The organism is Brachybacterium sp. UMB0905 (genome assembly GCF_002871795.1).
Lineage (GTDB): Bacteria > Actinomycetota > Actinomycetes > Actinomycetales > Dermabacteraceae > Brachybacterium.
Genome location: NZ_PNHL01000003.1, coordinates 46,939 through 59,641 on the forward strand (window position 1 = coordinate 46,939; position 12,703 = coordinate 59,641).

Consider the following 12,703-nt stretch of genomic DNA (forward strand, 5'->3'; position numbering starts at 1 on the left):
GTGCCGGTGACCTGCAGAAACCGTAACACTCCAGCACACCTGCCCGGAGTCCGAGGTCCCGCGGCGAGGCAGAACAGCAGAAGGCCCCCGACCGGGCTGGTCGGGGGCCGCCTGACAGACTGCGGCTCAGGCCGGTTCCACCACCGTGGGGGCAGTGCCGGTCTCCGCGGCGAGCACAGCGTTGTCGAGCCCGCCGGTGACGAGGTTCTGCACCGCGGTGTCGGTGTAGAAGGCCACGTGCGGGGTCATGAGCACATCCTCACGGCCCAGCAGCTCCTCGAGCACCGCATCACCGAGGTCCTTGCCGGTCCAGTCGTAGCGGTAGTAGGGGGCTTCGTTCTCGTAGGTGTCCAGCGCCGCTCCGGACAGGTGCCCGGAGTTCAGCGCCTCCAGCAGCGCTGCGGTGTCCAGCAGGCCACCGCGGCCCGCGTTGATGACCACCGCACCGGGGGCGAGCCGCGCGAGCACGGCCGCATCGACCACGTGGTGGTTCGTGGCCAGCAGCGGCATGTGCAGGGTGAGCACATCCGCCCCCTCGACCGCCTCCTCGAGGGTGGGGGCGTACTGGCCCACCTCCCCGAAGTCCGGTCGCGGGTAGGGGTCATAGCCCACCACCTCGGCGCCCAGGGCATGGAACAGCCGGGCGGCCCGCAGACCGATCGACCCGGTGCCCAGCACGGCCACCCGCAGCGTGGCGAGCTCCCGGCCGATCAGACCCGCGAAGCGGAAATCGCGCTGGGAGTTCTTGCGCTCGATCTGCGCAAAGCGCCGCGTGAGGTACAGCGTCGAGGCGAGCACGAACTCGGCGATCGCATTGGGCGAGTACACCGGGACGTTGGTGACCACGATTCCGTGCTGCTTCGCGAGCGCCAGGTCCAGCATATCCACACCGGCGGTGCGGCTGGACAGCTGGCGGATCCCCGCCTCGGCGAGCGCCGAGTACACCTCCGGCTCGGGGCTGATGACCTGCTGCAGGCACACGGCCTGAACGCCCTTGAGCAGCGGAAGCGTGGCGGCGGTGAGGATCTCCTCGCGGGCCACCACCTCATGCTCGGGGTGCTCGCGCTGCCAGGCCTCCAGGGCCGGGCGCTCGTCCTCACGGATTCCCAGGAACAGGATCTTCATCGTGCATCTCCTTCCGCATCCGCGCTCACGGATGCCGGTGTCTGCGCGGTCTCGCGGTCCGCAGCGGTCTGAGGGGTGTCGGGGGTCTGCGGGGCGGTCGTCGCGGTGCCGTCCAGGGCGTCGCGGTCCTCGCGGGCGACGGATTCGAGCGGCTCATCGGCCTGTCCCTCGCTCACCGGTGCGCCCTGCGGGGTGAAGGCGAAGATCGAGGGCGAGTAGATGCCGGTGCGCACGCACAGAGCGTGGAACGCGAAGGCCAGGATGATCGGGGCGACGAAATACACGAGCACGACGATCCCGAGGGTCGCGATCGGCGAGGCGTCCAGGTCCTTCGCCGCCGCGATCGGGCCCACCAGACCGGACTGGCCGAAGCCCGCGGTCTCCGCGGTGCCGGTGATGTTCAGCAGGCCGCCCACCAGTCCCGTCAGGCCGCCCACCACCATGAGCGGCAGCGCCATGATCGGGTACTTCAGGAGGTTGCCCATCATCATCTTCATGGCGCCCAGGAACGTGGACCAGGTGACGCCAGCGTTGTTGACACGCAGGCTGCCGGCCAGCAGCACCGCGGCGGCGGCGCCGATGCCGACGCTGGCCGCACCGGCGGCCGGGCCGCTGATGCCAATCGCGAGGCAGACGCCGACGGTGGAGATGGGCGAGACGATCATGACCGAGAAGATCATGGCGATCAGCACGAAGGCGATCAGTCCCAGGCCCTCCTGCACGGCGATGGCGTTGACGAGCGCGCCGATGCCGGTGGTGATGTAGCGGACGTATGGCAGTAGCAGGATGCCCACCAGGCCCGCGATGCCACCGCCGATAATAGGCAGGAACAGCACGGTGAGGCTGCCCAGGCGGTTGCCCATCCAGGCCAGGATGAGCACGGCCACGGAGGCGGTGATCATGGTGTTGATGAGGTCACCGATGCCCACGAGCATCACCCCGTCGGGGCTGAAGCTCATCGCACCGGAGCCCACGAAGGTGGCGGTGCCGATGATGACCGTCTGCACGGCGGTCATGGCGAACTGCATGCCGATCAGCACGCCCACGATCACCGGGACGGTGAACTGCAGGCCGATGACGACTTGCGAGAGGGTCGTGAACAGGTCGATGGAGGGGAAGGTGCGGGCGAGGAACTTGAACAGCTCGCCCGTAATGGCGTTGGGGATCAGACCCACCACGATGCCCACGGCCGCGCCGTTGAGGACGCGGTCAAGGAACAGTTTGGGGGTCATGGGAGTGTCGAACACGAACGGTCCCTTCGGTTGGGGTCCCGTGATCGACGGGACCGGAGGAAGGTCCCCGCGGGCGCCTGATGGGCAGCCGCGCAGGCTCGGCGAGGGGTGGGATGGTGCCCCCGCACCAGGGCCCACGCTAACGCTCAAGCGATTAAGGCCGCAGGCTGTTCGTCCCGAGGTATGCGAACGGCCCCCGACCGTGGTGGTCGGGGGCCGTTCGCTGTAGCCGTTGAGCAGGCGCGATGCGTGCCCGGCGGGCCGAATGTGATCTCAGCGCGCGGGGCACGGGATCAGCGCTTGGAGTACTGCGGCGCCTTGCGGGCCTTCTTCAGACCCGCCTTCTTGCGCTCGATGACGCGGGCGTCGCGCTTGAGGAAGCCGGCCTTCTTCAGGGTGGGCCGGTTGTTCTCCACATCGATCTGGTTCAGCGCGCGGGCCACACCCAGGCGCACCGCACCGGCCTGGCCGGAGGGGCCGCCGCCGGTCAGGCGGACGAACACATCGAAACGACCCTGCAGGTCCAGGATGGTCAGCGGGTCGTTCACCTCCTGCTGGTGCAGCTTGTTCGGGAAGTAGTTCTCGAGCGAGCGGCCGTTGATGGTCCACTGGCCGGAGCCGGGGACCAGGCGGACGCGGGCGATCGCACGCTTGCGGCGGCCGGTGCCGTAGCCGGGAGCGGTCGCGGACTGGCCGGTCCCCACAGTGCCCTCAGCGGCGGTGGACTCGGTGGTGTAGTTGCCCGAGGCGATCTCGTCGGTCTCGACCTCGTGGGAGTCGTTGGTGGTCTCGGTCACGGTTCTCCTTGGTTCTTCCGTGCGGCAGGGCGAGTGGCGGGAGCCCCCGCTTACTGCGCCACCTGGTCGAAGGTGTACGGGACGGGCTGCTGAGCGGCATGGGGGTGCTCAGGGCCCGCGTAGATCTTGAGGTGCTTGAGCTGCTGCACAGCCAGCTTGTTCTTCGGGAGCATGCCCTTGATCGCCTTCTCCACGGCGCGCTCGGGGTGCTTCTCGAGCAGCTCGGAGTAGGGGATGTCGCGCAGGCCGCCGGGGTAGCCGGAGTGGCGGTAGGCCTTCTTGGCCTCCCGCTTGTTGCCGGTCAGGGCGACCTTCTCAGCGTTGATGATGATCACGAAGTCGCCTGCATCCACGTGGGGTGCGAAGACCGGCTTGTGCTTGCCCCGCAGCAGCTGAGCAGCCTGGGAAGCGAGCCGGCCGAGGACGACATCCGTTGCGTCGATGACGTACCAGGAACGCTCGACATCGCCGGGCTTCGGGGTGAACGTACGCACTCGTGCCTTCTTCTCTCGTCAGTGGTGCCCGCGCGGCGGCGCCGCCCGGGCACGGTTCGATGGACCGTGGGCACGCTTCCTTCGGTCAAAGCATGGCCCCTATGGCTGCACCCGTCCCGTTCCGCATACGATGCGACGACGGTCCTGGATGTGGGTGAGACCCCTCCTCGCGCCGGAAGTGAGAGTTCGGCTGCGGAGTCGGGCACACATCAAGGCACAACGACGCTCAACTGTAGTGGTGGCCGCGATGGAGCGTCAACGCGCAGACCCGCTCAGACGATGTGATCTGCGCCGGGCTCCGACGGGTCCGCGGCGCCGGGGCCGCGCCAGGTGCGCGAGCGCTCCGCCTGCGCGGCCAGATCAGGATCGGCCGGGTAGGCGACATGTTCGAGCGTGAGACCTTGCGGCGGCGCAAGCGGCGCGGCGCCCGGCGCGTTCCGACGGGCAGCCTCGCGGGTGCGGGCCTGAAGCACACGCTGCGGCCAGTCCTCGTCGCGCCGGCCCTCCCCCACCGGCAACAGCACGCCCACGAGTGAGCGGACCATGTGGTGGCAGAAGGCATCGGCCACAACCGTCGCGACGACAAGCCCTTCGTCGGCCCTTCCCGGCGCGGGGCGTTCCCAGGTGAGTTCGCGCAGCTCCCGCACGGTGCTCGCCCCCTTTCGCGGTTTGCAGAAGGACAGGAAGTCGTGCTCGCCCAGCAGCGCCCGGCTCGCGCGGGCCATCGCCTCCTCATCCAGCGCGGCGCGGTGGCGCAGCACATCCGTGCGCAGCGGGTCGTGGACGGCGGGAGCATCGGAGATGCGGTAGCGGTAGCGGCGCCACAGCGCCCCGAACCGGGCATCGAAATCCGCGGGCACCTGGCGGGCGGCCCGGATCACGAGGTCCGCCGGGAGGACCCCGTTCAGTCGGGTGAGCAGCGCCGCGGCGGGGCTGCGGTCCGAGCGGCCGGGGAGGGTGGCGGCCACCGGGCGGGGCAGGTCCAGATGGCAGACCTGGCCGCGAGCGTGCACGCCGGTGTCGGTGCGGCCCGCGACGGTGACCTGCACGGGAATGCGGGCGATGCGGGAGAGCGCCTGCTCGAGCTCCCCCTGGACGGTGCGCAGACCCGGCTGGGCGGCCCAGCCGTGGAAGCCGGAGCCGTCGTAGGCGAGGTCCAGGCGCAGGCGGATGGTGGGTCGGGCGGGAGGCTCGCCGGGTGTCCAGTCGGCGGTGCGGTCGAGGGGCTGCGAGGACATGCCTGCGATCGTAGTCAGAGCCTGCGGCGCGGGCGGCCGGGCACCTGCCCCGGGTAGCTCGGTACCCTGGCGGGCGTGAAGATCCTCGTCATCGGCTCCGGGGGTCGCGAGCATGCGATCTGCCGCCGCCTGTCCCATGATTCCCCTGCCCCTGAGCTCCATGCCGCCCCCGGCAATCCCGGGATCGCGCAGCTGGCCACCTGTCATGACGTGGCGGTGAGCGATCTGGATGGCCAGGTGCGCCTGGCCCGCGAGCTCGCGGTCGACCTCGTGGTCGTCGGCCCGGAGGCGCCGTTGGTCGCGGGGGCGGCGGATCGTCTGCGCGAGGCGGGCTTCGCGGTGTTCGGGCCGTCGGCGGCGGCGGCGCGTCTGGAGGGCTCGAAGTCCTGGGCGAAGGAGATCATGCAGGCCGCCGGGGTGCCCACGGCCGCATCGGTCACCGTGACTGATCCTGCCGAGCTCGAGGCGGGGCTGGACCGCGTGAACCCGCTGGGGGATGTGCCGTATGTGACCAAGGCCGATGGGCTCGCCGCCGGCAAGGGTGTGGTGGTCACCGCCGAGCGGGACGAGGCTCTCGCGCATGCGGCATCGGTGCTCGCCGCGGGTGGGACCGTGGTGCTCGAGGAGTACCTGGATGGCCCGGAGGTGTCGCTGTTCTGCGTGTGCGATGGCGAGCACGTGGTGCCGCTCGCACCCGCGCAGGACTTCAAGCGCGCGCTGGATGGCGATGAGGGCCCGAACACGGGCGGCATGGGGGCGTACTCGCCGCTGCCGTGGGTGCCGGAGGGCCTGGTCGAGGAGGTGATGGAGACGGTGGCACGGCCGACGGTGGCCGAGCTCGCCGCGCGCGACATCCCCTTCGTCGGCATTCTGTACTGCGGGCTGGCGCTCACCTCCCGCGGGGTGCGGGTGGTGGAGTTCAATGCCCGCTTCGGAGACCCGGAGACGCAGGTGGTGCTCGAACGGCTCGTCAGCCCGCTCGGACCGCTGCTGCTCGCGGCGGCGCGGGGTGAACTGGTTGAGGAGCCGCTCGCCTGGAGCGAGGATGCGGTGGTGAATGTGGTCATCGCTGCTGAGGGCTACCCGGCATCGGCCCGCACGGGCGATCCGATCACCGGGATCGCAGAGGCGGAGGCGCGCGGCGCCCATGTCATCCACGCCGGCACGGCGCTGCGCGACGGGGAGCTGGTCAGCGTCGGCGGGCGTGTGCTGTCGGTCGTGGGGCGCGGGGCGGATCTCGCCGCGGCACGGCAGACGGCGCTCGCGGCGGCCGAGCTCATCGGCCTGGAGGGCTCGCATCACCGCACGGATATCGCGGTGCGCGGCGCCCAGGGCCTGCCCTCGCTGAACCCGACCGCGAACATCGAGGACGATGCCGAGGAATCCGCTGATGCCCAAAGCAGTGGCACCGGGGCCGATGGGCAGGTGCGTGCATGAGCGCCCCGCTGACCTGTGCCCCCGAGCTGCCGGGCTGGGACCATGCCGTGACCGGCAAGGTTCGCGAGCTGTATGTGCCGGCCGGGCAGGATGCCGCATCGGCCACCGAGGTGCTGGTGGTGGCGACCGACCGCATCAGCGCCTTCGACCACACCCTGCAGCCGGGCATCCCGGACAAGGGGCGGCTGCTGACCGGTATCAGCCTGTTCTGGTTCGAGCAGCTCGCCGATCTGGTGCCCCACCATGTGCTCTCCGCGACCGATGTGCCCGCGGCAGTCAGAGGGCGGGCGCTGCGCTGCCGGGGCCTGTCCATGGTGCCGCTGGAGTGCATCGCCCGCGGGTACCTCACCGGCTCGGGACTCGCCGACTACCGGGCGGGCGGGGCCGTCGGCGGGCATGTGCTGCCCACCGGGCTCGGGGAGGCCTCGCGGCTGGACCCCGCGATCTTCACCCCCTCCACCAAGGCCGAGCAGGGCGATCACGATGAGAACATCACCGTCGCCGAGGCCCGCGACCGCCTCGGCGCAGAGCTCGTCGACCAGCTCGAGGAGCTGACGCTCGCGGTGTACGAGCGGGCGCGCACCATCGCCGCCGAGCGGGGGATCCTGCTGGCGGATACCAAGCTCGAGTTCGGGCACTCGCGGACCGACGGGACGCTGACCCTGGGCGATGAGGTGCTCACCCCCGATTCCTCGCGTTTCTGGTCCGCCGACCAGTACGAACAGGGCCGCACCCCGCCGAGCCTGGACAAGCAGTACGTGCGCGACTGGCTGACCTCCGCGGCCTCCGGCTGGGACAAGGGCTCGGCAGCCGCGCCGCCCGAACTGCCCGCCGAGGTCGTCGAGCAGACCCGGCAGCGGTACGTCGAGGCCTACGAGCGGCTCACCGGCCAGGAGTTCTGAGGCGCGAGCTCAGTGGCAGTTCCCCACGCGCGACATGCCCGCCGAAGCCGCCACCCCTCCCGCGACACGCCCGCCGAAGCTGCCGCCCCTCCCGCGACACACCCACCGAGTGCACCGATATGAGGCGAACCTGCCACGAATCGGTGCACTCGGCGGCTCGGGGCGGCGTGGCGCGCGAGGTATCAGGCAGGGTAGCGCTGGCCGGGCGTGACAGACGGGGCGCGGCGCGCGAGAGCGATCAGGCCGTCAGGCAGTGAGCAGCAGCACCGCGATCACGCATGCGACCACGCTGATCACCAGCACTGCGTCACCCCAGCCCAGCGCGACCGGTCGCCACACGGTGCGCTCTCCCTCTCCGAGACCACGGGACTCGAGCGCGAAAGCCAGATGGCTGGCGCTGCGCACAGCGTCCACCAGCACAGCGAACGCACAGCGCAGAAGCGTGCGCACTCCCGCCCGCGGCACCGTGCCGTCATCATGCAGCGGCAGGCGCACCCGATGCGCTCGAGTAATGGTGGCCCACCGGGCAGGCAGATCATCGAGCAGTCGTCGGCCAGCCAGCAGGGCGTAGGCGTAACGGGCCGGCAGCCGGGCATGCTGCTGCAGGCTGACCATCGTCTCCCGGGGATCGGTGGCACGGGTGACGGCGTACGCCCCGAGCCCGATGAGCAGGGCGCGCAGGGCGAGCGCCGTGCCCAGCACCGCCCCCTCGCGCGTGATCCGCACCGGAAGGTCCGGCCACAGCACCTCCCCGGGCCGCGAGAGCAGGTTGACCATCAGCACCCCGGCGGCGAACAGCGCAAACGGCACCTGAGCGCGCAGCAGGGCAAGGGGTCCGATCCGGCAGCCCAGCATCGTGCCGGCTGCAGCGAGGAGGTACAGCACGGCCAGCGGCAGCGGATCCGTCAGCAGGATCGCCACCGCGCTGAGGGCGGTGAGCAGGCCCAGCAGAACCGTGGGGTTACGGCGCGCCAGGACGCCGCGCCGGGGATGGCCAGACCGCGGATCGGGTGTCAGGCCAGGGCGGGCATCGGCTGCGGGCCGATGCTCGGGATCCGTAGCATCGCGCAGCCCTGCCCGGCGCAGAAGAGCGGTATCGGCCAGCAGTCGGCTCGGCGGCATCGGGCCGTGCAGCGTGCCGTCGGCGAGGACCACCACCTCATCGGCCGACTGCACCAGATGCAGGTCGTGGGTGGACAGCGCCACGGCCCGGCCCTCGCGCGCTGCGGCGCGCAGCAGGTCCGCGACGGTCCGGGCGGCGGCGCGGTCCAGGCCGAAACCCGGCTCATCGGCCAGCAGCACGGGACGCTCGGTGAGCAGCATCGCCCCGACGGACAGGCGTCGCTGCTGCCCGCCGGAGAGCCGGTGCGGGCTCTGCTCCGCCTGCTCGACCAGGTCCAGGGTGCGCAGCATCTGCTCTACGCGCTCATCGTCCGCTCCCGAGGCAGCGAGCTCCTCCCGGACGGTGTCGGCCACGAACTGCGCGGAGGGACGCTGAAAGACCAGCCCCGCGGCGCCGCCCTCGATCAGTCCGGCCGTGGGCGCATCCAACCGTGACAGCGCTCCCAGTAGCGTGGACTTTCCTGCGCCGTTGCGTCCCACCACGGCGAGGACGCGACCCGCATGCACGTCGAGGTCCACGTTCTCCAGCACGGGCACCGCCCCGCGGGACAGCGTCGCGTCGCGCATCGTGAGCACGGGATCCTCCGGGCTCGCGGGCGGCTCTGGTGCCGGTCCGGAGGAAGGTCGGGCATGGTCGTGCTCGAACTGCTGGGGCAGCCAGCATCCAGCCTCGCGCAGCGCCTCGGCGTGCTCGTCCAGCACCTGTCCCGTCGGCCCGTCGGCGATCACGTGGCCCGATCGGTCCAGCGCGATGGTCCGGCCGGGCAGCCCCTCCAGGCCCTGCTCCCCCGCCCACTCATCGAGGCGGTGCTCGACGAGGATCATGGCCGGCCTGGTCGTGGCCAGAGCAGTCTCGACGGCGCTGCGCACAGCCCGGATCGCGGGGGCGTCCAGCATCGCAGTGGGCTCGTCGAGCAGCAGCAGCGAAGGGCCGGAGACCTGGGCGGCAGCGAGCGCTACGCGCTGCAGCTCCCCGCCCGAGAGGGTCGAGGAAGCTCGCTCGGCGAGCTGCTCACCGTGCACGGCGGCGAGTGCGGCCTCGACCCGCGGGCCGATGCACCGAGCGTCGACCGCACTGTTCTCGAGCGGCAGTGCCACATCCTCATCCACCCGCGGCAGACACACCCCGGCGGAGGGATCCTGACCGAGGTAGCCCACGCGCCCGGCGACGGCGAGCACGCCGCCGGACACGGGATCGATACCGTCCACCTGCACCGTCCCCCTGACCCATCCGCGCTGGTGGGAGGGGATCGCACCGGCCAGTGTGCGCAGCAGCGTCGACTTCCCGCTGCCGCTGGGGCCCAGCAGGAGCACCTGCTCGCCGGCGCGGATCTCAGCGGACCAGGGCCCCACGCCATGGCCGTCAGGAAGGACCACCTCGAGCTCCTCGGCGCGGACGATTAGACGGTCCGCTTCCCGCTGAGCCGGGGATCCGACGGGGAACGGCTCAGTGGACACGGCGCCGCGGGGTCGCATCCGCGGGCGACCGGGCTCCGACGGGGAAGTCGGAGACCACCCCGGTGCGCTCCAGGCCGCGCACGAGCACCTTGGCCAGCAGCCCGCCGAGCACGAGCCCGGAGATCACCTGCATCACCAGGCGCAGCACGAGGATGTCCTGGCCGTACCAGCCCATCCGGAACGCGGTCCAGAAGAACACCAGACCCGCGCCGAGCGCGCCGGAAGCGGCGAAGACTCCCCAGGTGAAGCGTCGGTATCCGGTCAGCGCGAAGGGAATCTCGCTGCCCAGGCCCTGCAGAGTCGCGGAGATCAGCAGCATCGGCCCCACCGGGCTGCCGAGGAACACGACCTCGACCACAGCGGCGAGGATCTCCGCCAGGATGCCCACGCCCGGGCGGCGCAGGATCGCCAGCGCCACCGGTGCCACCAGCAGCCAGCTGCCGGATAGGACATGCTGGGCGAGATCCCCGGCCGGTCCCATCGCGATCGCGAGCAGGTTCCAGGCCTGGACGAATACCCAGTACAGGAAGCCGAAGACGACCCCGAGGACCACGATCAGCACGATCTCGCGCAGTGTGATCCGGCCCTGCGCGCGGTCGTCGGCGTGCGGGGTGGCGGAGGCAGCAGAGGAGGCGGGGGTGCTCATCGGTCGGTCTCCCCGGTACGGCGTCGGTCATGCGAGGGGCTGTTCAGCGAGATCGTGAGGTGGCTGGTGACGTGCTGGACGCTGCGCCCGACAAGGACCCAGCCGGCCAGGGCCGTCGCGATTACCTCGCCCACGTCTCCTTCCAGGCGGGTGACGAAGTGCTGCGATTCACGGAAGGTGCCCAGCTCCTTCGCATGATCGATCGCGGCGTAGATGTCGCGCATATGGTCCGGCTCCTCACCGTCGGCGAGAGCCTGGTCCGCGAGGGGGTACAGCGCCCATTCGGCCGATGCCCAGCGCCCGGTGCGTCGCACCGGCGGCATGTCGACGCTGCGCGGACCGGCTCCGCCGGGCAGCTCGCACTCCACTTCCCCGGGACATCCGCGGGAGAGCAGGATCTGCAGGGAGGCGTGGTGCTCCGTGGCCGCGAGATCCGCGGCCAGGTCGACGAGCCAGCGCTGGAGGTTCGCTTCGTGCCCGCCGGCGTAGGTGGAGACATCACCGGTCTCGAGCGTCAGCCCCGTGGTGTCCAGTCGGCTGAGCACGTCCACCAGGATGCGGGCATAGTCGTCGGCCATGACCGCGGCGGTGACACGGGCACCCACGCCGAAGCCGAGCGGCGTGGCGGTGAGTTCCGCGCGCGTGGCGGCATCGTGGTCGGTCAGGGAGGTGGCAGGGCTGGTCGTGCTGGTCACGGTCCGTGCCTTTCGATCGGCGGCACGGACTCGCGACGACCATCGCCGCGAGGAGCTCCCTGCGCCGGCATGATCCGGATCAGGTTCTACGGTCGGCGTTCACAACGCCCTCTCAGCCCGGTTCACCGGACTCCCGTGCACGCAATAGACCCTACCGCGAGAAGCGACGCAGTCCCCTCTTGCGGTCCTCACCCGGTCCGGTCGTCGGCCCGGCCACATGCGCGTGCCCGCGCTCCTCCCCGCGACACGCCCGCCGAAGTCGTCACCTTCCCCGCGACACGCCCGCCGAAATCGCCACCTTCCCCCGCGACACGCCCACCGAGTGCACCGATATGAGGCGAACCTGCCACGAATCGGTGCACTCGGCGAGCTGGGGCGGCGTGTTGAGCGGGGCCGGGGAACTGAGCCGGGGACGAGCCGAGAGGGGGCCGGGAAGGCTGCGGCGGCGTGTTGAGCGGGGACGGGGAGGCGGGGCGGCGTGACAGGCCGGGCCGGAGAAGCTACGGGGACGTGTCAAGCGGGGCTGCGCGGCTGAGCCGGGCATCTCGCGCTCCCGCCCCGGCGTTCACACCTCGACGACACGCTCCCCGTCCGGCCCGGCCCGGCGCTCACACCTCGACGACACGCTCGCCGCCGGGCCAGTCCCTCACCTCGGTACCCTCAGGGGCGAGGGCGGTGGACTGCCGCAGGTAGATCGCTCGCCCGCCGGGGCTGGCCACCGCATCGTGCACCGGCAGCGCCAGGCGCGGCCCCACGGCGCGCAGGAAGTCGATGGTCTCGGACATCTTCGACCATGGCGCGGTGACGGCGAAGGCCAGCACGTCGATGCCGTGGAACTCCTCGACGGGCTCGAGCGAGTCACCGGTGATGCCCAGACGCGGCCCGTCCCCGGCGCTCAGCACGAGGCCGGTGTTGCCCACCCGCGGGATGTCCGGGTGGATGATCGCGTGGCGGCCGCCGACGGCGCGGATCTCAAGCGCCGCCTCCTCCCCTACGGCCGACAGCTCATGGCGCTCCCCGGCGGCAAGCGGCACCAGCCGCTCCCGCGACACGGCACCTGCCGACCCGTCGGCCGAGGTGGTGCCGGATCCCGCGGCGGTGCCGGACGCCGGGGCACCCCCGTCGGCCTCCTCCTGACTGAGCAGCTGGGCCGCGGCCTCCGGTTCGGCGAGCACGACAGCGTCGGGGCTTGCGGCGAGCACGTCCCCCAGCAGCTCGGGGTCCACGTGATCGGGGTGCTGATGCGTGATGAGGACCGCATCCAGTCCGGCCAGGACCTCCTGCGGCAGGGCCCGCACGGCCTCGCCGGAGAAGGATCCGGGGTCTACGAGCAGACGTCGGCCCGCCATCTCGATGAGCAGGCAGGAATGGACGAGGTGACGGATCTTCATCGGAGCCTCCAGCTCTACGGCGTGCGCGCCGCTCGGTGACGGGTGCGACGCAGCGTCAGGTGCATCTGAGGGACAGGCGCATCTGAGAGGACACGCACATCTCGTGACGGGTGCATCTCGAACCTACCCCCGTCGGCCCGCGGGCTGCAGCCCATGGCCGTGCGCC

At 71.3% G+C, this 12,703-nt stretch carries 11 protein-coding genes and 1 riboswitch; of the genes, 2 read left to right on the top strand and 9 right to left on the bottom strand.

Translation table 11 applies throughout. The features are described 5' to 3' along the window. Positions 1-126 precede the first annotated feature (126 nt). From CJ197_RS03205 to truA, 5 genes are all read right to left on the bottom strand, one after another. Positions 127-1,125, bottom strand: coding sequence for a D-2-hydroxyacid dehydrogenase (locus CJ197_RS03205; protein ID WP_102235320.1), 999 nt, complete (start codon positions 1,123-1,125; stop codon positions 127-129). Next, positions 1,122-2,372, bottom strand: a complete 1,251-nt coding sequence (locus CJ197_RS03210; protein ID WP_199173861.1) for a PTS transporter subunit IIC — start codon at positions 2,370-2,372, stop codon at positions 1,122-1,124. Before CJ197_RS03210 ends, CJ197_RS03205 begins: the two co-directional genes overlap by 4 nt. 278 nt (positions 2,373-2,650) lie before the next feature. Further along, positions 2,651-3,154, bottom strand: coding sequence for a 30S ribosomal protein S9 (gene rpsI / locus CJ197_RS03215; protein ID WP_102235321.1), 504 nt, complete (start codon positions 3,152-3,154; stop codon positions 2,651-2,653). A 50-nt stretch (positions 3,155-3,204) separates the two neighbouring features. After that, positions 3,205-3,648, bottom strand: a complete 444-nt coding sequence (gene rplM / locus CJ197_RS03220; RefSeq protein WP_102235322.1) for a 50S ribosomal protein L13 — start codon at positions 3,646-3,648, stop codon at positions 3,205-3,207. A 272-nt stretch (positions 3,649-3,920) separates the two neighbouring features. Then, the gene (gene truA / locus CJ197_RS03225) at positions 3,921-4,886 is read right to left on the bottom strand and encodes a tRNA pseudouridine(38-40) synthase TruA (protein ID WP_102235323.1); all 966 of its coding nucleotides are present in this window, start codon (positions 4,884-4,886) and stop codon (positions 3,921-3,923) included. A 75-nt stretch (positions 4,887-4,961) separates the two neighbouring features. Between truA and purD the strand changes: the two genes are divergently transcribed. Together purD and CJ197_RS03235 are read left to right on the top strand one after the other, a co-directional pair. Next, positions 4,962-6,323: a phosphoribosylamine--glycine ligase gene (gene purD, locus CJ197_RS03230; protein WP_102235324.1), complete on the top strand. Its 1,362-nt coding sequence runs from the start codon at positions 4,962-4,964 to the stop codon at positions 6,321-6,323. Beyond that, positions 6,320-7,225, top strand: coding sequence for a phosphoribosylaminoimidazolesuccinocarboxamide synthase (locus tag CJ197_RS03235; protein ID WP_102235325.1), 906 nt, complete (start codon positions 6,320-6,322; stop codon positions 7,223-7,225). The genes purD and CJ197_RS03235 overlap by 4 nt, the downstream gene beginning before the upstream one ends. Positions 7,226-7,471: 246 nt before the next feature. Here CJ197_RS03235 and CJ197_RS03240 read toward each other — a convergent pair whose 3' ends face one another. The 4 genes from CJ197_RS03240 to CJ197_RS03255 all read right to left on the bottom strand — a co-directional run bounded on the left by CJ197_RS03240 (position 7,472) and on the right by CJ197_RS03255 (position 12,537). Beyond that, positions 7,472-9,805, bottom strand: a complete 2,334-nt coding sequence (locus CJ197_RS03240) for an ATP-binding cassette domain-containing protein (protein ID WP_233190628.1) — start codon at positions 9,803-9,805, stop codon at positions 7,472-7,474. After that, on the bottom strand, positions 9,795-10,451 hold the full coding sequence (locus tag CJ197_RS03245) for an ECF transporter S component (RefSeq protein ID WP_102235327.1): 657 nt from the start codon (positions 10,449-10,451) through the stop codon (positions 9,795-9,797). The genes CJ197_RS03240 and CJ197_RS03245 overlap by 11 nt, the downstream gene beginning before the upstream one ends. Then, positions 10,448-11,146: a YkoF family thiamine/hydroxymethylpyrimidine-binding protein gene (locus tag CJ197_RS03250; RefSeq protein WP_102235328.1), complete on the bottom strand. Its 699-nt coding sequence runs from the start codon at positions 11,144-11,146 to the stop codon at positions 10,448-10,450. The genes CJ197_RS03245 and CJ197_RS03250 overlap by 4 nt, the downstream gene beginning before the upstream one ends. A 39-nt stretch (positions 11,147-11,185) precedes the next feature. Further along, a riboswitch (TPP riboswitch) is annotated at positions 11,186-11,293 on the bottom strand. A 461-nt stretch (positions 11,294-11,754) separates the two neighbouring features. Then, the gene (locus tag CJ197_RS03255; protein ID WP_102235329.1) at positions 11,755-12,537 is read right to left on the bottom strand and encodes an MBL fold metallo-hydrolase; all 783 of its coding nucleotides are present in this window, start codon (positions 12,535-12,537) and stop codon (positions 11,755-11,757) included. Positions 12,538-12,703: the final 166 nt, after the last annotated feature.

What these genes read in the sequence shown, in the direction of transcription:
- CJ197_RS03245 (WP_102235327.1), bottom strand. Translation starts at nt 10,451, where the DNA reads ATGAGCACCCCCGCCTCCTCTGCTGCCTCCGCCACCCCGCACGCCGAC.
- truA (WP_102235323.1), bottom strand. Translation starts at nt 4,886, where the DNA reads ATGTCCTCGCAGCCCCTCGACCGCACCGCCGACTGGACACCCGGCGAG.
- CJ197_RS03255 (WP_102235329.1), bottom strand. Translation starts at nt 12,537, where the DNA reads ATGAAGATCCGTCACCTCGTCCATTCCTGCCTGCTCATCGAGATGGCG.
- CJ197_RS03235 (WP_102235325.1), top strand. Translation starts at nt 6,320, where the DNA reads ATGAGCGCCCCGCTGACCTGTGCCCCCGAGCTGCCGGGCTGGGACCAT.
- CJ197_RS03205 (WP_102235320.1), bottom strand. Translation starts at nt 1,125, where the DNA reads ATGAAGATCCTGTTCCTGGGAATCCGTGAGGACGAGCGCCCGGCCCTG.